We start from the raw sequence: 19,754 nt of genomic DNA on the forward strand, positions 1-19,754 counted from the left end.
TAAAGACACCCCGAAAATGCCTGAAAGTCCGCAAGCACCGGGGCGCACAGGTTTCGAGCGATTTTGGATGTCGGTTTATCGCCATTTACACGCAGGCAAAAAACTGTAAATAGCGACGATTTGTCGCAGAGCTTATTCTTTATTGATTGAACGTTCAATCAAAACAAAATAGACTGGCCTTCAATCCGATAGACGTTCCACGTCTGCCGGAAGGCCTAAGGAGATGTGCAAGATGCCCAAGGTCGGTATGCAACCCATCCGCCGTCAGCAGTTGATCGAAGCCACTTTGCAGGCTGTCGATCAGGTTGGAATGGGGGACGCCAGCATTGCGCTGATCGCCCGTTTGGCCGGTGTCTCGAACGGCATCATCAGTCACTATTTTCAGGACAAGAACGGCCTGATCGCTGCCACGGCGCAGTATCTGATGAGTGTCCTCAGCGAGAACGTCACCGCGCGCCGTCAGGCGCTGGCAGATGACAGCCCGCGGGCACATCTGCAGGTGATCATCGAAGGCAACTTCGACGCCAGCCAGGTCAATGGCCCGGCAATGAAAACCTGGCTGGCCTTCTGGGCCACCAGCATGCACCACCCGTCATTGCACAGGTTGCAGCGGATCAACGATCACCGCCTGTATTCCAACCTGTGTTGCCAGTTCCGCCGCGTACTGCCGCTGGATGACGCGCGCAGTGCAGCCCGCGGCCTGGCGGCGCTCATTGACGGTTTGTGGTTGCGCGGTGCGTTGTCCGGAGATGCTTTCGACACTGCCCAGGCGCACCAGATCGCTTACGAATACATGGATTTCCAATTGGCCAAGCAGGTGAGTTAGAGCACACATAAACGCTCAACCCCTGAACTGCTACTGACCGGTGTTGCCACAACCTTAGGGAACTGGCTACACCAGCGGTGGTTACCGCCAACCCACTTATGCTCTTGCGAGGACTTTATGGCCCGTTTCGAACTGCAAAAACTCTACATTGATGGCGGCTACAGCGATGCCAGCAGCGACGCCACCTTCGAAGCCATCAACCCGGCTAACGGTGAAGTCCTCGCAAACGTGCAGCGCGCGACCAAGGAAGACGTGGAACGCGCCGTGGTCAGCGCCGAAAAGGGCCAGAAAATCTGGGCCGCGATGACCGCCATGGAGCGTTCGCGCATCCTGCGTCGCGCCGTCGACATCCTGCGCGAGCGCAACGATGAACTGGCGGCCCTGGAAACCCTCGACACCGGCAAATCGTTCTCCGAAACCAAGTACGTCGACATCGTCACCGGTGCGGACGTGCTGGAATACTACGCAGGCCTGGTACCGGCCATCGAAGGCGAGCAGATCCCGCTGCGCGACACTTCCTTCGTGTACACCCGTCGCGAGCCGTTGGGCGTAGTGGCCGGTATTGGCGCGTGGAACTACCCGATCCAGATCGCCCTGTGGAAGTCTGCCCCTGCCCTGGCAGCCGGCAATGCAATGATCTTCAAGCCAAGTGAAGTCACTTCCCTGACGACCCTCAAACTGGCCGAAATCTACACTGAAGCCGGCGTTCCGGCTGGCGTGTTCAACGTTCTGACCGGCAGCGGCCGTGAAGTCGGCACCTGGCTGACCGAGCACCCGCGCATTGAGAAAGTGTCCTTCACCGGCGGCACTGACACCGGCAAGAAAGTCATGGCCAGCGCTTCGAGCTCGTCGCTCAAGGAAGTGACCATGGAGCTGGGCGGCAAATCGCCCTTGATCATTTTCGACGACGCCGACCTCGATCGCGCCGCCGACACCGCGATGATGGCCAACTTCTACAGCTCCGGCCAGGTCTGCACCAACGGCACTCGCGTGTTCGTACCGACCCATCTGAAAGCTGCGTTCGAAGCCAAGATCGCCGAGCGTGTGGCGCGCATCCGCATCGGCAATCCGGAAGACGAGAACACCAACTTTGGCCCGCTGGTCAGCTTCGCCCACATGGAAAGCGTGTTGGGTTACATCGCCAAGGGCAAAGAAGAAGGTGCTCGCGTTCTGTGCGGCGGCAGCCGTCTGACCGAAGGCGAATTCGCCAAAGGCGCCTTCGTGGCACCGACCGTGTTCACCGACTGCACCGACGAGATGACCATCGTTCGCGAAGAAATCTTCGGGCCGGTGATGGCGATCCTGACCTACGACAGCGAAGAAGAAGTGATCCGTCGTGCCAACGACACCGACTTCGGCCTGGCCGCCGGCATCGTCACCAAGGACCTGAACCGCGCTCACCGCGTGATTCATCAACTGGAAGCGGGTATCTGCTGGATCAACGCCTGGGGCGAGTCCGACGCGAAGATGCCGGTGGGTGGCTACAAGCAGTCGGGTGTTGGTCGTGAGAACGGCATCAGCTCGCTGAACAACTTCACACGCATCAAATCGGTACAGGTCGAACTGGGCGATTACGCCTCGGTGTTCTAAGGCGGCATCTGCTTCGCCTGCGAGGCCGTCATCGCCAGCAGGCTGGCTCCCACAGGAGTACGCATTCCAATGTGGGAGCCAGCCTGCTGGCGATCGAGTGCGCAGCACTCGCAACGGTCTGACCTGACCTACTTCAAAGAGGGTGCATTCAATGTCCCAAGAATTCGATTACATCATCATCGGTGCCGGCTCTGCCGGTAACACCCTGGCGACCCGTCTGACTGAAGACGAAGGCGTCACCGTCCTGCTGCTCGAAGCCGGTGGCCCGGATTACCGTCTGGACTTCCGCACGCAGATGCCAGCCGCCCTGGCGTTTCCGCTGCAAGGCCGTCGCTACAACTGGGCCTACGAAACCGATCCTGAACCACACATGGACGGTCGCCGGATGGAATGCGGTCGCGGCAAGGGCCTGGGTGGCTCTTCGTTGATCAACGGCATGTGCTACATCCGCGGCAACGCCATGGATTACGACAACTGGGCCAAGCTGCCTGGCCTGGAAGACTGGGATTACTTGAACTGCCTGCCGTATTTCCGCAAGGCGGAAACCCGTGACATCGGCCCGAACGACTACCACGGTGGCGATGGCCCGGTCAGCGTGACCACGCCAAAGGCCGGCAACAACCCGCTGTTCCACGCGATGGTTGAAGCAGGCGTGCAAGCCGGTTACCCGCGCACCGAAGACCTGAACGGTTACCAGCAGGAAGGCTTCGGCCCGATGGACCGCACCGTCACGCCGAACGGTCGTCGCGCCAGCACCGCTCGCGGCTACCTGGACACGGCCAAGAAGCGTTCGACCCTGACCATCGTCACCCACGCCCTGACCGACAAGATCCTGTTCGAAGGCAAGCGTGCGGTCGGCGTGCGTTACCTGATCGGCGCCGCCGAAGAGCGCGTTGAAGCCCGTGCCCGCAAGGAAGTGCTGCTGTGCTCCGGCGCCATCGCCTCGCCGCAAATCCTGCAACGCTCCGGCGTCGGCCCGGCCGAACTGCTGAACAAGCTCGACATCCCGGTGGTCCACGACCTGCCAGGCGTTGGCGAAAACCTGCAGGATCACCTCGAGCTGTACTTGCAGTACGCTTGCACTCAACCGGTTTCGCTGTACCCATCGCTGCTCTGGTACAACCAGCCAGCCATCGGTGCCGAGTGGCTGTTCAACGGCACCGGCATCGGCGCCAGCAACCAGTTCGAAGCCGGCGGTTTCATTCGTACCCGCGAAGATTTCGATTGGCCGAACATCCAGTATCACTTCCTGCCGGTGGCGATTAACTACAACGGCAGCAACGGTGTGAAAGAGCACGGTTTCCAGGCACACATGGGTTCCATGCGTTCGCCGAGCCGCGGTCGCATCCAGGCCAAGTCCAAGGATCCGCGCGAGTACCCGAGCATTCTGTTCAACTACATGGCCACCGAGCAGGACTGGCAGGAATTTCGCGACGGCATTCGCCTGACCCGTGAAATCATGCAACAGCCGGCGCTGGACCAGTACCGTGGCCGCGAAATCAGCCCGGGCATCGAAGTGCAAACCGATGAGCAGCTCGACAAGTTCATCCGCGAACACGCTGAAACCGCGTTCCATCCGTCCTGCTCGTGCAAGATGGGCACCGACGAAATGGCTGTGGTCGATGGCGAAGGCCGCGTGCATGGCATGCAGGGTCTGCGAGTGGTCGATGCCTCGATCATGCCGATCATCACCACCGGTAACCTGAATGCGCCAACGATCATGATCGCCGAGAAAATCGCCGACAAGATCCGCGGCCGCCAGCCTCTGCCGCGCAGCACGGCGGATTACTATGTGGCCGGCGATGCTCCGGTACGTGGCAAGCCGATGCGGGATGTGAGCCTGACTGCTCAGTAAGACAGTCAGACTGCGGCGCGGCCATCGCGGGCAAGTCGAACGTCGCACCGCCGCTCCCACAGGGATCTCGGGTGTTCACATAATCTGTGCTCACTGAATATCCAATGTGGGAGCGGCGGTGCGACGTTCCACTTGCTCGCGAAAGGGCCCGGCCCAACCACCCATCTGCACCCTGATACACCCGGCAACCCCTGCCCTCTGCGCCCCCGCCCTTGATCTACCCCAGGCCCAGGCCTAATCTAGCGCCACGCAAACGTTTCACCCCCTTCGCGACACCGCGTCACCGCCACTCCATCCAGGGAGGTTCCCGAATGTTCGATTTCCACCCCCAGCTCAAGCAGCGTTTTGCTGCCTTGCGCACGGGCGCCGAGTTCTTTTCGCTACGCTATGTGCGCGAGTCCGGCCAGTACCTGTCAGTGCGCAAGAACGTCGCCGAACCGCCGAGCCTGAGCCGTGACGAAGGGGCGATGCTGACGGTGCGGGTCAATGGCGTTGAAGCCTATGCGGCGACCAACGACCTGTCGCAACCAGGCCTGCAAGCAGCACTCGAAAAAGCCGAGCAACAGGCCCGACTATTCAAGCCCCATGCCTTGCTCGACCTTCGCGAGCAGGCCGTTTCCAGTGATCGCGCCGACTATTTTTCGCCCAATCTCGACCAGCCCTTCCCCTCGCTCAGTGATTGCTATCAGTTGCTCGGCGCCGAATCCGCCGCTGTGCCCAAGGATGAGCGGCTGGTGAACTGGCAGGTCAGCATCGGCGTCACCCACGTCGAGCAGATCTACCTCAACAGCGCCGGCGCCGAGTTGCGCCAGGCCCAGCGCTTCGTCTACCCGGGCCTCGACGTCACTGCCTACGATGGGAACGACAGCCAGACCCGCAGCCTGGGCCGCGAGAACTTTGGCCAGCAGGGCAGTGCCGACGTGATCAGCCGCTGCGGACTGGTCGGCGCCGGTCCGCAAGTAGCAGATCAGGCCCTGCAGTTGCTGCTGGCACCCAACACCCCGCAAGGCCCGCGTGACCTGCTATTGATGCCCGACCAGATGATGCTGCAAATCCACGAGTCCATCGGTCACCCCCTGGAACTGGACCGCATCCTGGGCGATGAACGCAATTACGCGGGCACCAGCTTCGTCAAGGCGCAAGACTTCGGTCAACTGCAGTACGGCTCGCACCTGCTCAACGTGACCTTCGACCCGGACATTCCCGAACAACTCGCAAGCTACGGGCATGACGACGATGGCAGCGCCGCCAGCAAGCAGTTTCTGATCAAGCAAGGTTTGTTGCTGCGGCCATTGGGTGGTGCTCTCTCGCAGTTTCGTGCGGGCATGGAGGGCGTGGCCAACAGTCGCGCCTGTAGCTGGAACCGTCCGCCGATCGATCGCATGGCCAACCTGAACATTGAGCCTGGGGATCAACCGCTGGAGCAACTCATCGGCACTATCGAGCACGGCATCCTGATGAGCACCAACCGCTCCTGGTCGATCGACGATGCACGCAACAAATTCCAGTTCGGCTGCGAGTGGGGCCAGTTGATCGAGAATGGCGAACTCAAGGGCGTGGTGAAAAACCCTAATTACCGGGCAATCTCCGCACAGTTCTGGAAAAACCTCAGCGCCGTCGGCGACGCCAGCACCTTCAAGGTATTAGGCACACCGAACTGCGGCAAAGGTGAACCGAATCAGGTGATCCGCGTAGGCCATGCCTCGCCCGCCTGTGTATTCAGCAACGTGGATGTATTCGGGGGAGACGCCTGATGAGTATTCCAGTCAATCAGGCCGAGTCGTTCAGGGCACTGGTGTCCTGGCTGCAGGGCGCCATTCGCGAGCCGGAACAGTTCACCCTGAGCTACGCCGCCGAGTCCTCGGCTTTCGTGCGCTTCAACCATGGCAAGGTGCGCCAGGCCGGACAGGTGCAGCAGGCCAGTATCGGCTTCAAGCTGATCGACCAGGGGCGCCACGCCGACCTGGACATCACCCTGTCGGATGACCCCCGGACAGATATCCAGCGTCTGGCCGAGGGCCTGCAGCAGCTGCGCGAGACCCTGCCGCTGTTGCCCGAAGACCCGTACCTGCTGCTCAACTTCAACGACTGGCAGAGCCAGAACGTGCAGGATCATCCGCTACCGGAGACCACACAGGCCGTGGCTGAAATCACCCGTGCGGCGGCAGGCCTGGACCTTGTGGGCTTTTATGCAGCGGGTCCGATCAGCCGCGGTTTCGCCAGCTCTTCGGGAGCGTTCGGCTGGCATCAGGCGAACAGTTTCAATTTCGATTTCAGCCTGTTTCACGAAAACGGCCAGGCGGTAAAAGCCAGCTATGCCGGGCATGAGTGGAACAGCGAGGGTTTTGCCAAACGCTTCGAGCAAGCCCGCGAGCAACTTGAATTTCTCGGCCGCCCGCTACGCACCCTGGCGCCGGGTCAGTACCGCGCCTACCTCGCACCTGCTGCGCTGGAAGAAATCATCGGCATGCTGTGCTGGGGCGGGTTTTCCGCGCAGTCGATTGCCAGCAAGAGCAGCCCGCTGCAGAAGCTCTATGCCGGCGACCAGGCATTCAGTGCGCTAGTGTCGCTGGATGAACACGTGAGCGGTTCGTTGAGCCCGGCGTTTTCCGGCGAAGGTTATCCGCGCAGCGACCTGAAGCTGATCGTCGAAGGCCGGGCGGGCGAGCAGTTGGTGGGCTCACGCAGCGCCGCCGAATATGGCCTGGCCGCCAACGGCGCCGGCAGCGGTGAATCGCCCAGCGCCGTGAACATGGCGGCAGGGTCGTTGCCGGACGCCGACATTCTCAAGCAATTGGGGACCGGCCTGTACATCAGCAACCTGTGGTATCTGAATTACTCGGACCAGCCAGGTGCCCGCATGACCGGCATGACACGGTTCGCCACCTTCTGGGTCGAGAACGGCGAGATACAGGCACCGGTGAGCACCATGCGCTTTGATGACACGGCCTACAGCTTGCTCGGCTCTCAGTTGGAAGCGTTGACGCAGGAGCGGGAACTCCTGCTGTCCGCCAGCACCTATAGTCAGCGGGCAACGGCCTCGGCGTTGTTGCCGGGCGCGCTGATCAGTCGGTTAACCCTGACCCTGTAAATCCACAAATCCTTGTAGGAGCGAGCTTGCTCGCGAAAAACCGGAGAGCGCTGAGGGGCATCAGATGCCCCGCGTTATCGTTGACAACCATTGCGAGCAAGCTCGCTTCTACAGGTGCGTTGTTCCAATTGACAAGAGGTCCCATGCCCAATCGCCCGCCTCTGGATCCCGTCACCGCCCGCTGGCTGCCTTGGGTGGTGGCCATCGCTTTTTTCATGCAGTCCCTCGATGGGACCATCCTCAACACCGCACTGCCGGCCATGGCCCGCGATCTGGCGGAAGATCCGTTGCGCATGCAAGGCGTGATCATTGCCTACATGCTCACCGTCGCCCTGCTGATCCCGGCTTCGGGCTGGATCGCCGATCGTTTTGGCACCCGCAAGATATTCTTCGGCGCCATCCTGCTGTTCAGCATCGGTTCGTTGCTGTGCGCACTGTCCAATAGCCTGGGCATGCTGATCGGCGCCCGGGTCATCCAGGGCCTGGGCGGCGCGCTGATGCTGCCGGTCGGACGCCTGGTAGTGCTGCGCGCCTATCCGCGGTCAGAGCTGGTGCGGATCATGGGCTTTATCACCATCCCCGGTTTGCTCGGCCCACTGCTGGGCCCCACCACTGGCGGCTGGATGGTTGAGTATTTGTCCTGGCACTGGATCTTCCTGCTCAACCTGCCGGTGGGTGTCATCGGTTGCTACGCCGTGTGGAAATTCATTCCCGACCTGCGCGGCACCGAGCGTACCCGCTTCGACAGCCTTGGCTTCCTGCTGTTTGGCGCCGCGATGGTGCTGATCACCATCGCCATGGAAGGCCTGGGCGAGCTGCACCTGCCGCACCTGCGCGTGATGTTGCTGCTGTTCGCCGGCATGGCCTGCCTCGCTGCGTATTGGCTAAGAGCCGGGCACATCGATAATCCGCTGTTTGCGCCTTCGCTGTTCAAGACCCGGACCTTCGCCGTGGGCATCCTCGGCAATCTGTTCGCCCGCCTCGGCAGCGGCGCCTTGCCGTTCCTTGTACCGCTGCTGCTGCAAGTGGCGCTGGGCTACTCGCCCTCCCAGGCCGGCATGAGCATGTTGCCACTGGCCGCCGCAGCCATGGTGGCCAAGTCGGTGGCTCGGCCGCTGATCGAACGCCTGGGTTATCGCATCGTGCTGACCGGCAACACCCTGGCTCTGGGGGTGATGCTCGCGAGCATGGGCCTGGTCAGCGAGCAGACGCCCTATTGGCTGCTGTTGGGCATGCTGGCGATCCTGGGTGCAATCAACTCGCTGCAATTCACTGCAATGAACACCGTGACCCTGATCGACCTGGACGATGCCAGCGCCAGCAGCGGCAACAGCTTGCTGTCCGTGGTTGCGCAATTGTCCCTGAGCCTGGGAGTTGCTTGCGCCGGCGCTTTGCTCGGCGGCTTCACCGCCGAAGTCGGCAATGACGGCGTGGACACAGTGCTGGGCGCCTTCCAGCTGACCTTCGTCACCGTGGGAATCATGGCGATGCTGGCGGCTGCCATCTTCTCGCAGCTATCAAAGGAAGACGGACGGCGTGTCAAACGTCCAGAGGAGCACATCGAACCTTAGTTTGCGGACGACAAGTGGCTGCGCCTGGCGACTTTCCGTCCGGAAAATACAGGCCAGTAGCCACGGGACTGATACACTACGCGACATTTTGTTTTGCAGGCCAGTCCCGTGACCACCATCGCCACCGCTTTTAATACTTTGCCGCTGTCCGCCGCCATGCTGGCTAACCTCGACTCCCTCGGTTATGCCCAGATGACGCCGATCCAGGCGCAAAGCTTGCCGGTGATCCTCAAGGGGATGGACCTGATCGCCCAGGCCAAGACCGGCAGCGGCAAGACCGCAGCCTTCGGTATCGGCCTGTTGAACCCGATCAATCCGCGCTTCTTCGGTTGCCAGGCACTGGTCATTTGCCCGACTCGCGAGCTGGCCGACCAGGTGGCCAAGGAAATCCGTCGCCTGGCCCGTGCCGAAGACAACATCAAAGTCCTGACCTTGTGCGGCGGCGTGGCTTTCGGCCCGCAGATCGGCTCGCTGGAGCACGGCGCGCACATCATCGTCGGCACACCGGGTCGCATCCAGCAGCACCTGCGCAAGGGCTCGCTGGTGCTGCATGGCCTGAATACGCTGATTCTCGACGAAGCCGACCGCATGCTGGACATGGGTTTCTACGATTCCATCGAAGAAATCATCATGCAGGCCCCGGAACGTCGCCAGACCCTGCTGTTCTCGGCTACCTACCCGGTCGGCATCAAGCAGCTGGCGTCCAAGTTCATGCGCAACCCTCAGCAAGTGAAGGCCGAGGCATTCCACGACGACACGCAGATCGAGCAGCGCTTTTACGAAATCTCCCCGGAAGAGCGTATGGACGCGGTCGTCAAAGTCCTCGCGCATCACCGTCCGGCTTCCTGCGTAGCCTTCTGCTTCACCAAGCAGCAAGTTCAGGAAACGGTTGATCACCTGACCTCCAAAGGTATCTCCGCCGTCGGCCTGCACGGCGACCTGGAACAGCGCGATCGCGACCAGGTATTGGCGATGTTCGCCAATCGCAGCACTTCGGTACTGGTTGCCACCGACGTCGCCGCACGCGGCCTGGACATCGATGCACTGGACATGGTGATCAACGTCGAGCTGGCACGTGACTCGGAAATCCACATTCACCGTGTTGGCCGTACCGGTCGTGCTGGCGAGAAGGGTATCGCAATCAGCCTGGTCGCTCCGTCCGAAGCGCACCGCGCCCAGGCCATCGAACAACTGCAGAAATCGCCGTTGAGCTGGGATCAGCTGGACAACCTCAAATCCCAGGGCGGCGCCCCACTGCTGCCGGTGATGAGCACGCTGGTGATTGGCGCAGGCCGTAAAGACAAAGTTCGCCCTGGTGACATTCTGGGCGCACTGACAGGCGACGCCGGCATCCCCGGCGCCCAGGTCGGCAAGATCGCCATTTTCGATTTCCAGGCCTACGTGGCAGTGGAACGAGGCATTGCCAAGCAGGCTTTGCAGCGCTTGAACGACGGCAAGATCAAAGGCCGCTCGCTGCGCGTGCGTATCTTGTAAGAGATCATCTGCCCAACGAATATCCCCTGTGGGAGCGAGCTTGCTCGCGATGAGGCCAGCACATTCAGCATCAATGTTGTCTGTCAGTCCGCCATCGCGAGCAAGCTCGCTCCCACAGTTTGTTTTGTGGTGACACATCTAGAGGACACCGTTTTGCGCTCTACCGAAGTCGTGATCATTGGCGCTGGCGCCGCAGGTTTAATGTGTGCGCTGACCGCCGCCGGGCGCGGGCGCAAAGTGATGTTGCTGGACCACGCGAACAAGGCCGGCAAGAAAATCCTGATGTCGGGCGGTGGTCGCTGCAATTTCACCAACATGTACACGGAACCGGGCAATTTCCTGTCCCAGAATCCCCATTTTTGCAAATCCGCACTGGCGCGTTACACCCAGTGGGATTTCATCGCCATGGTCGCCAAGCACGGCGTGCCGTACCACGAGAAAAAGCTCGGCCAGCTGTTCTGCGATAACAAATCCAGTGACATCCTCGAGATGCTGCTCAACGAGTGCGACCAGGTCGGCGTCAGCCTGCACCTGGACACCTCGATCCAGACCATCGAGAAAATCGAAAGCGGCTATCTGCTGGACACCACGCTGGGCCAGTTGAGCTGCCAGTCCCTGGTCATCGCCACGGGCGGCCTGTCGATTCCGACGCTGGGTGCTACCGGTTTCGGTTATCAGGTGGCCAGGCAATTCGGCCACGAATTACTGCCTACCCGCGCCGGCCTGGTGCCCTTCACCATCACCGATCAGCTCAAGGAGTTGTGCACCGAGCTTTCCGGCACGTCGGTGGATTGCCTGGTGAGCTGCAACGAGCAAAGCTTTCGCGAGAACATCCTGTTCACCCATCGCGGCCTCAGCGGGCCGGCGATTTTGCAGATTTCCTCGTTCTGGGAGTCTGGCGACGCCGTCGAGATCAACTTGATGCCCGACCATGATGTACCGGCCTGGTTGCAGCAACAGCAAGCCGAACGCCCGAACAGTGAGCTGAAGACCTTGCTGGGGGAAATCTTCACCAAGAAGATGGCCAACCTGCTGGCCGACAACTGGTTCGTCTCCAAGCCGATGAAGCAGTACACCCATGGAGAATTGGCCGAGATTGCCGAGAAACTGGCCAGCTGGAAGGTGGTACCGGCAGGGACCGAAGGGTATCGAACGGCAGAGGTGACTCTGGGCGGCGTCGACACCCACGAGGTGTCGTCGAAGACCATGGAATCACTGAAAAGCCCTGGGCTGTATTTCATCGGTGAAGTGCTGGATGTCACCGGCCACCTGGGCGGCTTCAACTTCCAGTGGGCCTGGGCTTCAGGCTACGCCGCCGCGCAGTACGTCTGAAACACCGCGCGACGCACCCTGCAGGAGCTGCGTAGGAGCTGCGTAGGAGCTGTCGAGTGAAACGAGGCTGCGATCTTTTGATCTTCAAGATCAAGATCAAGATCAAAAGATCGCAGCCTTCGGCAGCTCCTACGGTCCCGTGTTCTGCCGGACACGGGACCGTGTTCTGCCGGACAAGGAACAGATTTTGCTGTCAGATGTGATCGACGCCATTGCGTCTACGTCATTACTGGCTCAATTTAGCGTCATTGCCTCGGAAGGCCTTCGCACTTCATGCCATCAAGTTCATTTCGTCAGTCTCTGCGCCGCCTCTGGGCATTGGATAAATTCAGCTACAGCGTGCGGGTGTTCATTGCCCTGACCGGCAGCATGGCACTGTGCTGGTATCAGGATGAAATGGGCCTACTGATTCCGCTGTTCCTGGGGATCATCGCCAGCGCCCTGGCCGAGACCGACGACAGTTGGCAAGGCCGCCTCAATGCCCTGGCGGTTACGCTGGTGTGCTTCAGTGTTGCCGCACTCTCGGTCGAGCTGCTGTTCCCCTATCCCATCGTCTTTGTCATCGCCCTGGCCCTCGCCAGCTTCGGCCTGACCATGCTCGGCGCTCTGGGCGAACGCTATGGGGCGATTGCCTCGGCGACCCTGATTCTGTCGGTCTACACCATGATCGGCGTGGACCAGCGCGGGGGCGCGGTCACCGATTTCTGGCATGAACCGCTGCTGCTGGTGGCCGGTGCGGCATGGTACGGCCTGCTCTCGGTGCTGTGGCAGGCGATGTTTTCCAATCAGCCGGTGCAACAGAGCCTGGCGCGACTGTTCCGTGAACTGGGTTTCTACCTGAAGCTGAAATCTTCGCTGTTCGAACCGATACGGCAAATGGACGTGGAAGCTCGTCGCCTGGAGCTGGCACAGCAGAATGGTCGGGTGGTCGCCGCCCTCAATGCCGCCAAGGAAATCATCCTGCATCGGGTCGGCAATGGTCGCCCCGGCTCGAAAGTCAGTCGCTACCTGAAGCTGTACTTCCTCGCGCAGGACATCCACGAGCGCGCCAGTTCCTCGCATTATCCCTACAACGCCCTGGCGGACGCGTTCTTCCACAGCGACGTGCTGTTCCGTTGCCAGCGTCTGCTGCGCCAGCAAGGCAAAGCCTGCCGCGCCCTGGCCGAGTCGATCCAGATGCGCCAGCCGTTCGTCTACGACGCCAGTTTCGCCGAGGCCCTGAGCGACCTGCACGCTTCTCTCGAACACCTGCGAGTGCAGAGCAACCCGGCCTGGCGCGGCCTGCTGCGCTCGCTGCGGGCGTTGGCGGCCAATCTCGGCACCCTCGACCGCCTGCTCAGCGACGCGAGTAATCCCGACGCCCTGGCCGACGCCACCGACAGCAGCCTGCTCGACCGTTCGCCCCGCAGCCTCAAGGATGTCTGGATTCGCCTGCGCACGCAGCTGACACCCACCTCGTTGCTGTTCCGCCACGCCTTGCGATTGCCCCTGGCCTTGAGTATCGGCTACGGCATGGTGCATTTGATCCACCCGTCCCAGGGTTACTGGATCATCCTCACGACACTGTTTGTCTGCCAGCCCAACTATGGCGCCACCCGGCGCAAGCTCGGCCAGCGGATTATCGGCACTGCCATTGGCCTCACCGTAGCCTGGGCGCTGTTCGACCTGTTCCCCAACCCGCTGGTGCAGTCGTGCTTCGCGATCGCCGCAGGCGTGGTGTTCTTTATCAACCGCACCACCCGCTACACCCTGGCAACCGCCGCGATCACCCTGATGGTGTTGTTCTGCTTCAATCAGGTCGGCGACGGTTACGGTTTGTTCCTGCCCCGGCTGTTCGATACCTTGCTGGGCAGCCTGATCGCCGGCCTGGCGGTGTTCCTGTTCCTGCCGGACTGGCAGGGTCGACGCCTGAACAAAGTCCTGGCCAACACTCTCACCTGCAACAGCATCTATCTGCGTCAGATCATGCAGCAGTATGCCGCCGGCAAGAGCGATGACCTGGCCTATCGCCTGGCCCGACGCAATGCCCACAACGCCGATGCGGCCCTGTCCACGACATTGGCCAATATGCTGATGGAGCCTGGGCATTTCCGGAAGGAGGCCGATGTCGGCTTCCGCTTCCTGGTGCTCTCGCACACCTTGCTCAGTTATCTGTCCGGCCTCGGCGCCCACCGCGAGACGCAGTTGCCGGCGCAGATGCGCGAGTACTTGATCGAGGGCGCCGGCATCAAGCTGGCCGCCAGCATCGACGAAATCGCCCAGGGTCTGGCAAGCAAGACGCCCATCGCTATTCAAAGCGATGAAGAAGAGGCGCTGGCCAATGAGCTCGAACAGATGCCGGACGAGATCGATGAAGGGCAGCGCCTGGTGCAGACTCAATTGGCACTGATCTGCCGTCAGCTCGGGCCGTTACGGACCCTGGCGGCGCATTTGATCAAGGACGGCAGCGAAGTTTAAAGCCTGGAGCGGCTTCCCCCTTCACATCCCATGCTGCTTGAACAGCCGCGCATAGCTTCCATCCGCCTTCATTGCCGCAATCTCCCGATCGAATCCCGCGACGATTTGCTCATGCTGGGGGTTCTTCAGGCTGACCAGGATATGCAGGCTGTTCTCGCTCAAAGGCTTGGGCAGGAACTCCACTGAGTTGCGTACCTTGGCGGATTCGCGCGACAGGTAGTAACGTGCCACGAATTCATCTTCCAGCGTGAGTTTTACCCGGTCGGCAACGAGCATCCGCACCGCCATGGCAAAGCTGTGCACCGGGACTTTCTGCAACGACACATCGTCGTCGAATGCCGTGGAATAGGCGTAACCCCGCACCACCGCGATCGGGTAGGTGTGAAGCTGCTGCAGGTTGTTGTATTCGATGGGGGCGTCTTTGCGCTTGATGAAGCGCACCCGGTTCAACAGATACTCACCGGAGAATTGCCCGATCCGGGTGCGTTCCTCGTTGTACCAGGCATTGACCAGCACGTCATAACGCCCCTCGCCAACCCCGAGCATGGCCCGCGCCCACGGCACCTGCTCGAAGTCGCTGGCATAACCGGCGCGCGCCAGTGCAGTGCTGACAATGTCTGTGGCCAAGCCGCCATTGATCAGCGTGGCATCGGTAAACGGCGGCCAGGCATCCGCCACCAGCCGCAGCTTTTCCGCCTGAGCATTCTGAAACAACAACAGCAATCCGATCAGAGCAAAGGCATGAGGCACTCGCGGCATGCTGGAAAATCCTTGGCGGGCGGGCTGTCATCGAAGATTACACAAAGAAGAGTGAGCCGCACGAATTGAATGATGGCATTTTGGCCTTTGTCACAGAATTCTGCGTCATCAAGACATCTTCCCTCGGGGCGCTTAGTATCAGAGCAATGTTGAACAAGGAATTTGAAGATGACAGTTGAATGGGTCTGCAAACACCACAGCGATCTGGGTAAAGAGCAGCTGTACGCCATCTTGCAACTGCGGGCGGAAGTCTTCGTGGTCGAGCAGAAGTGTGTGTACCAGGACATCGATGGCCAGGACCTTGAAGGCGACACCCGCCATCTGATGGCCTGGAGCGAGGACCGACTGGTGGCCTATCTGCGCCTGCTCGACCCGGAGCTGCAGGGCGGCGATGTAGTGATCGGGCGAGTGATCATTGCACCTCAGGTGCGCGGCACCGGGCTGGGTCATGACCTGATGGCCCAGGCGCTGAAACAGGCAGAAAAGCATTGGCCGGATGTGCCGATCTATCTGTCGGCCCAGGCGCATTTGCAGGGGTATTACGGGCGGTACGGGTTTGTGGTGGCAGGTGAAGAATACCTGGAGGATGACATTCCACACATAGGCATGCGTCGTCCTTAGGATAGTCGCGAGCAAGCCCGCTCCCACAGTTTTTTGCCAGAGTTCGGGATCTGCGGCGTTGCGCACATCATTTTGGGAGCGGGCTTGCTCGCGAAGAGTTCAGCACCAGCACCGCACAATCAGGGATACTCAAGCACCGCCTTGACCTGCTGCAAATTGCGCTCAATCCACCCCCGATCAATCGCCCCCCAATCGCGAATGCGATAGCGGCCGGCATGATTGCGCGCGCCCTCCTCCTGCTCGAACTCGCAGACGATATCCAGGTCGGCCAGCGCTGCGATGGTGTCCTGCGCCGTACGCCGGGGCATGCCTGTTGACTCGGTCAGCGCCGGAACGCTGCTGGCGAGTCCGCTGTCGATCAGGTAGGCCACATACAGGCGGCGGTAGAAACTGGTTTTGGTCTTGCTCACGTTCGGTCCTTGTTGTTAGAAGATCAGAGAATCGCAGCCTTCGGCAGCTCCTACAGCATATCCCGCCAAGTCAGGTACACCCGCAGGTCAAACTCCACCTGGTGATACCCTGGCAACATGTGTTCGCACAACTTGTAGAAAGCCTTGTTGTGATCCGATTCCTTGAAGTGCGCCAGTTCGTGCACCACGATCATCTTCAGGAACTCGGACGGAGCCTCCTTGAACAACGAAGCCACCCGGATCTCTTTCTTCGCCTTGAGCTTGCCGCCCTGCACCCGGGAAATGGTGGTGTGCAGACCGAGGGCGCGATGGGTCAGGTCCAGACGGTTGTCGAACAGCACCTTGTCGATGGAAGGGGCGTTACGCAGGTATTCCTGTTTGAGGTCCAGCGCATAGGTGTACAGCGCCTTGTCGCTCTGCACACCATGTTTGTCCGGATAGCGCCGGGTCAGGTACTCGCCCAGCCGCTTCTCGGCGATCAGCTGGCGAACCTGATCCTGCAGCGCGGCGGGATAGGCCTGGAGGTATTTCAACGCGGTCATGAAAAGGGCAACATCAATGACGAACAGGCCGCCAGTGTAGCGAATTCACGATGCCAGCGTGTTCCAGTCGAACGGCAGGACAAATTCGCCGACGTCCTCGGCCACCATCGGTCGCGCTACCAGGAAGCCCTGCACATATTCGCAACCGTGCGCCTGCAGCCATTCATATTGCGCAACGGTTTCCACGCCTTCGGCGATGACCAGAATCCCGTACTGGCGGCACAAATCAATCACATTACTCACCAATGCCGCATCCCGGGACGACTGCGGCAACCGGGCGATCAGGTGCCTGTCGATTTTCAAGGTGTCCAGCTCCAGGTCGCGCAGATGCGACAACGAACAAGCTCCGGAGCCGAAGTCATCCAAAGCGACCCGCACCCCCAGGTTGCGCAGCAAGCGCAGTTGCTTGCGAGTTTCCTCGGGGTTTTGTGCCAACGCCGCCTCGGTGATTTCGACTTCCAGATGGCGAGGCTTGAGCCCATGACGCTCCAGCACCTGGCGCAACTCGGTGGCCAGGTTCGGCATGCCGAACTGGGTACTGCTCAAACTCACGCCCAGTACCAAGTCCTCGGCAAACAAGGTTTCCCACGCCTTGCGCTGTCCCGCACCGCACTGGTAGATCCAGCTGCCCAGGCGACTGATCAGCCGCGCTTCTTCCAGCAACGGCAAAAACAGCCCCGGCGGCACGTCACCAACGCTGGGGTGCTGCCAGCGCAACAGGGCTTCGAACCCGCGAATCTGCCCACCGTTAATGGCCACCTGGGGCTGGTAGACCAGGTTGAAATCACGGTTCTCGATGGCATCGCGCACGCTCTCCTCAAGCATCAATCGTGAGCGCGCGCGGCCGTTCATTTCATGGTCATAAAAGCGGTACTGCTGGCGACCGGCACGCTTGGCTTCGTACATGGCGATGTCCGCCGCACGCAACAAACCATCAAGGTTGGAACCGCAGTCCGGGAACGTGGCGATGCCGATACTGGCACCCAGCGCGACGTCCAGTCCATCAATCTGCTGACAGACCGAGACCCGCTCGATCAGCTTTTCGGCAATCCGCGCTGCCTGCTCGGGAAACTCCAGGTCCAGCAGCGCGGTGAACTCGTCGCCGCCCATGCGGGCGAGAATATCCAAGGGTTGCAAACAGGCCTTCAATTGCTCGGAAACCCAGCGCAGCACCCTGTCCCCGGCATCATGACCGAGCGAATCGTTCACCCGCTTGAAGCCATCAAGGTCCAGGTACAACAACACCCAGGCGCTGTCGGAGCGCTCACCGCGCAGCAGCAGATTCTCAACCGTCTGATAGAAACCTCGACGATTAAGCAGCCCGGTAAGGGGGTCGGTAATGGCCTGGAACTCCAGTTGCTTATGCAGATGGCGCACCACTGACATGTCGAGCACCGTCACCACCATAGCGCGCTGTTCAGGAGGCAATGGTGCACAGGACAGCGCAACCGGCACCTGCTGATTGGGGGCTGTTCGCAGCAGCGCATCGTGCAGACGCAGGGTTTCACCGCGCCTGTAGCCGGCCAGCAGTTCGGAGTCGGCCCAGAGGGGAATATGCGGTTTTTGCAGGAAATCCAGAAACTCCTTGCCCTCCAGTTCCTGCACAGTAGCACTGAGCATCCGCGACATCGCCGGATTGGCAAAGCGAATCAGCCCCCCCTCATCGACCACCAGAATGCCTTCGGCGGCGTTATCCAGCACCGACGCATTAAACGCGCGAGCGAGCTCCAGATCATGGCTCAGGCGTTGCAGCGCCCGGCGATTGCGTTGATGCTCGAGTAGCGCCTGAACTTTTGGCTTGAGGATCTGCGGGTCGAAGGGTTTAAACAGGTAATCCACCGCGCCGCTGGCATAGCCCTTGAGCACGGCGTCCTGAGACTGTTCGTTAGCCGTGAGGAAGATGATCGGGGTAAGACGGGTTCGCTGACTGCCCCGCATCAACTGCGCGACCTCAAAACCGTCCATGCCTGGCATCTGCACATCCAGCAGCACCAGGTCGACATCATGCTCCAGCATCAACCCCAATGCCTCGAAACCCGAGGTGGCGGTCATGACCTGCCAATCCTCACGTTCGAGCAAGGCCCGCATGCTAATCAGATTTTCCGGGTAATCATCGACGATTAACAGAATCGAATTGCCTTCACCTGGCGTAAGTGGCCCGCATTCCATGCTGCTTCTCTTCGTTCGGGGAGTCAGGCCGGTTGTTTTTGGAAAAACCGGACAAATACTAAGCCCTCACTCTAGACCTGGATCCAACAAAGCAGTAGCTGTCAGAGCGCCATCATCTAACTAAAGCGTTAATTCACCGACTAACGGTCACGGCTGTAGCCCGCTGAAACCGGGGAAGATGGCTTTTTGACAGGATTTTGACGTCACCCATCTGTCAGCTTTGCGTTAACAAGGAGGGCTTACGCGCTTATAAAGACCCACCTCCGAGCTGCGTGCCAGAGCGTCTGGTACGTGCGTGCAAGAAAACTGTGGAAGCTTTGTCTATGATCGATCTCGCAACCTGGAACCTGAGTGTTCCTGTCGGCAATCCGCCCTACACCGTTGAAACAGCCAAATTGGTGAAGGGGTTCAAGGATCAATACTTCCACTCCGACACCGGCACATTATTTTTCTGGTCCCCGGTGACCGGTTCACGCACCGAAAATGCCAAATACCCGCGCACTGAACTTCGTGAAACCTATAGCAATGGCACGCTTCGCAACTGGTACTACCCCGACGCCGACAACTCCCTGCGCGCAACCCTGGCGGTCAATCAGGTGCCCAGCTCAGGCAAAGTGGTCATCGGTCAGATCCATGCCTACGAAAGCCAGAAACCCATGGTGAAACTCGAATACCAGTACAAGACCAAGACGCAAACCGGGAATATCGTTGCCAAAGTGCGCATGCACCCGGATGACGGCGAAGGCCGGGTCATTACCCTGGCGACCGGCATCAAGCTCGACCGGCAGTTTTCCTACCTGATTCACCTCAGCCCCGGCGGCGCATTGGGTATCAGTGCTGCGGGATATCAATGGGACACCAACATCAGCGCCACCTGGCGCGACAAGCCGCTGTATTTCAAGGCGGGTGTTTATGTCCAGGACAATACGGGATACACCAGCGAAGGTGCCAAGGTGACGTTCAGCAAACTGGATATCGATCACGACAAGTAGCGCGAACACATTCTGTGTTGTGCCGGCGGCCTTGCGTGCGCTGGA

Annotated in this window: 15 protein-coding genes; 11 read left to right on the top strand and 4 right to left on the bottom strand. The window is 60.4% G+C overall.

Annotated elements, in window-relative coordinates:
- Positions 1 to 232 precede the first annotated feature (232 nt).
- From betI to yccS, 9 genes are all read left to right on the top strand, one after another.
- On the top strand, positions 233 to 826 hold the full coding sequence (gene betI / locus HYI44_RS19885; RefSeq protein ID WP_122841187.1) for a transcriptional regulator BetI: 594 nt from the start codon (positions 233 to 235) through the stop codon (positions 824 to 826).
- A 117-nt stretch (positions 827 to 943) separates the two neighbouring features.
- Entirely contained in the window at positions 944 to 2,416 is a 1,473-nt protein-coding gene (gene betB, locus HYI44_RS19890; protein ID WP_045059881.1) for a betaine-aldehyde dehydrogenase, read from the top strand.
- Between the two features lie 151 nt (positions 2,417 to 2,567).
- Positions 2,568 to 4,271 (top strand): choline dehydrogenase, encoded by a 1,704-nt coding sequence (gene betA, locus HYI44_RS19895; RefSeq protein ID WP_225570271.1) that lies wholly within the window; start codon positions 2,568 to 2,570, stop codon positions 4,269 to 4,271.
- Between the two features lie 311 nt (positions 4,272 to 4,582).
- A complete protein-coding gene (locus HYI44_RS19900) occupies positions 4,583 to 6,025 on the top strand; it encodes a TldD/PmbA family protein (RefSeq protein ID WP_225570272.1) in 1,443 nt (480 codons plus the stop codon).
- Entirely contained in the window at positions 6,025 to 7,362 is a 1,338-nt protein-coding gene (locus HYI44_RS19905; RefSeq protein ID WP_225570273.1) for a TldD/PmbA family protein, read from the top strand. Before HYI44_RS19900 ends, HYI44_RS19905 begins: the two co-directional genes overlap by 1 nt.
- Positions 7,363 to 7,505: 143 nt before the next feature.
- Complete coding sequence (gene mdtD, locus HYI44_RS19910) at positions 7,506 to 8,933, top strand: multidrug transporter subunit MdtD (protein ID WP_045059877.1); 1,428 nt, start codon at positions 7,506 to 7,508, stop codon at positions 8,931 to 8,933.
- Positions 8,934 to 9,089: 156 nt separating this feature from the next.
- The gene (gene dbpA, locus HYI44_RS19915; RefSeq protein WP_236695861.1) at positions 9,090 to 10,427 is read left to right on the top strand and encodes an ATP-dependent RNA helicase DbpA; all 1,338 of its coding nucleotides are present in this window, start codon (positions 9,090 to 9,092) and stop codon (positions 10,425 to 10,427) included.
- A gap of 153 nt (positions 10,428 to 10,580) precedes the next feature.
- Positions 10,581 to 11,759, top strand: coding sequence for an NAD(P)/FAD-dependent oxidoreductase (locus tag HYI44_RS19920; RefSeq protein WP_122841183.1), 1,179 nt, complete (start codon positions 10,581 to 10,583; stop codon positions 11,757 to 11,759).
- A 273-nt stretch (positions 11,760 to 12,032) separates the two neighbouring features.
- The gene (yccS, locus tag HYI44_RS19925) at positions 12,033 to 14,216 is read left to right on the top strand and encodes a YccS family putative transporter (RefSeq protein ID WP_225570274.1); all 2,184 of its coding nucleotides are present in this window, start codon (positions 12,033 to 12,035) and stop codon (positions 14,214 to 14,216) included.
- Between the two features lie 21 nt (positions 14,217 to 14,237).
- Here yccS and HYI44_RS19930 read toward each other — a convergent pair whose 3' ends face one another.
- Positions 14,238 to 14,975, bottom strand: a complete 738-nt coding sequence (locus HYI44_RS19930; protein WP_122841181.1) for a substrate-binding periplasmic protein — start codon at positions 14,973 to 14,975, stop codon at positions 14,238 to 14,240.
- 168 nt (positions 14,976 to 15,143) lie between these two features.
- On the opposite strand from HYI44_RS19930, the gene HYI44_RS19935 reads away from it, so the two are divergent.
- Positions 15,144 to 15,596 carry a GNAT family N-acetyltransferase gene (locus HYI44_RS19935; RefSeq protein ID WP_122841180.1) on the top strand — a complete coding sequence of 151 codons (453 nt, stop codon included), beginning with the start codon at positions 15,144 to 15,146 and terminating at the stop codon, positions 15,594 to 15,596.
- Between the two features lie 119 nt (positions 15,597 to 15,715).
- On the opposite strand, the gene HYI44_RS19940 is transcribed toward HYI44_RS19935, so the two are convergent.
- Genes HYI44_RS19940 through HYI44_RS19950 form a run of 3 tightly spaced genes read right to left on the bottom strand, consistent with a single transcriptional unit; the run spans position 15,716 to position 18,717 of the window.
- Positions 15,716 to 16,006 (bottom strand): winged helix-turn-helix domain-containing protein, encoded by a 291-nt coding sequence (locus HYI44_RS19940; protein WP_045059871.1) that lies wholly within the window; start codon positions 16,004 to 16,006, stop codon positions 15,716 to 15,718.
- A 50-nt stretch (positions 16,007 to 16,056) separates the two neighbouring features.
- Positions 16,057 to 16,548 carry a M48 family metallopeptidase gene (locus HYI44_RS19945; RefSeq protein WP_122841179.1) on the bottom strand — a complete coding sequence of 164 codons (492 nt, stop codon included), beginning with the start codon at positions 16,546 to 16,548 and terminating at the stop codon, positions 16,057 to 16,059.
- A gap of 45 nt (positions 16,549 to 16,593) precedes the next feature.
- Positions 16,594 to 18,717 carry a putative bifunctional diguanylate cyclase/phosphodiesterase gene (locus HYI44_RS19950; protein ID WP_225570275.1) on the bottom strand — a complete coding sequence of 708 codons (2,124 nt, stop codon included), beginning with the start codon at positions 18,715 to 18,717 and terminating at the stop codon, positions 16,594 to 16,596.
- Between the two features lie 323 nt (positions 18,718 to 19,040).
- Here HYI44_RS19950 and HYI44_RS19955 point away from each other — a divergent pair, with 323 nt between their 5' ends.
- Positions 19,041 to 19,709: a polysaccharide lyase family 7 protein gene (locus HYI44_RS19955; RefSeq protein WP_122841177.1), complete on the top strand. Its 669-nt coding sequence runs from the start codon at positions 19,041 to 19,043 to the stop codon at positions 19,707 to 19,709.
- Positions 19,710 to 19,754: the final 45 nt, after the last annotated feature.

The sequence above is a fragment of the Pseudomonas sp. Y24-6 genome, from assembly GCF_020295325.1.
Taxonomy (GTDB): Bacteria; Pseudomonadota; Gammaproteobacteria; order Pseudomonadales; family Pseudomonadaceae; genus Aquipseudomonas; species Aquipseudomonas gregormendelii.

Excerpts from the sequence above, each read along its gene's own strand:
- HYI44_RS19900 (WP_225570272.1), top strand. The coding sequence starts at position 4,583 with ATGTTCGATTTCCACCCCCAGCTCAAGCAGCGTTTTGCTGCCTTGCGC.
- HYI44_RS19930 (WP_122841181.1), bottom strand. The coding sequence starts at position 14,975 with ATGCCGCGAGTGCCTCATGCCTTTGCTCTGATCGGATTGCTGTTGTTG.
- HYI44_RS19935 (WP_122841180.1), top strand. The coding sequence starts at position 15,144 with ATGACAGTTGAATGGGTCTGCAAACACCACAGCGATCTGGGTAAAGAG.
- HYI44_RS19945 (WP_122841179.1), bottom strand. The coding sequence starts at position 16,548 with ATGACCGCGTTGAAATACCTCCAGGCCTATCCCGCCGCGCTGCAGGAT.
- betA (WP_225570271.1), top strand. The coding sequence starts at position 2,568 with ATGTCCCAAGAATTCGATTACATCATCATCGGTGCCGGCTCTGCCGGT.
- betB (WP_045059881.1), top strand. The coding sequence starts at position 944 with ATGGCCCGTTTCGAACTGCAAAAACTCTACATTGATGGCGGCTACAGC.
- yccS (WP_225570274.1), top strand. The coding sequence starts at position 12,033 with ATGCCATCAAGTTCATTTCGTCAGTCTCTGCGCCGCCTCTGGGCATTG.
- HYI44_RS19905 (WP_225570273.1), top strand. The coding sequence starts at position 6,025 with ATGAGTATTCCAGTCAATCAGGCCGAGTCGTTCAGGGCACTGGTGTCC.
- mdtD (WP_045059877.1), top strand. The coding sequence starts at position 7,506 with ATGCCCAATCGCCCGCCTCTGGATCCCGTCACCGCCCGCTGGCTGCCT.
- HYI44_RS19950 (WP_225570275.1), bottom strand. The coding sequence starts at position 18,717 with ATGGAATGCGGGCCACTTACGCCAGGTGAAGGCAATTCGATTCTGTTA.
- HYI44_RS19955 (WP_122841177.1), top strand. The coding sequence starts at position 19,041 with ATGATCGATCTCGCAACCTGGAACCTGAGTGTTCCTGTCGGCAATCCG.
- betI (WP_122841187.1), top strand. The coding sequence starts at position 233 with ATGCCCAAGGTCGGTATGCAACCCATCCGCCGTCAGCAGTTGATCGAA.
- dbpA (WP_236695861.1), top strand. The coding sequence starts at position 9,090 with ATGCTGGCTAACCTCGACTCCCTCGGTTATGCCCAGATGACGCCGATC.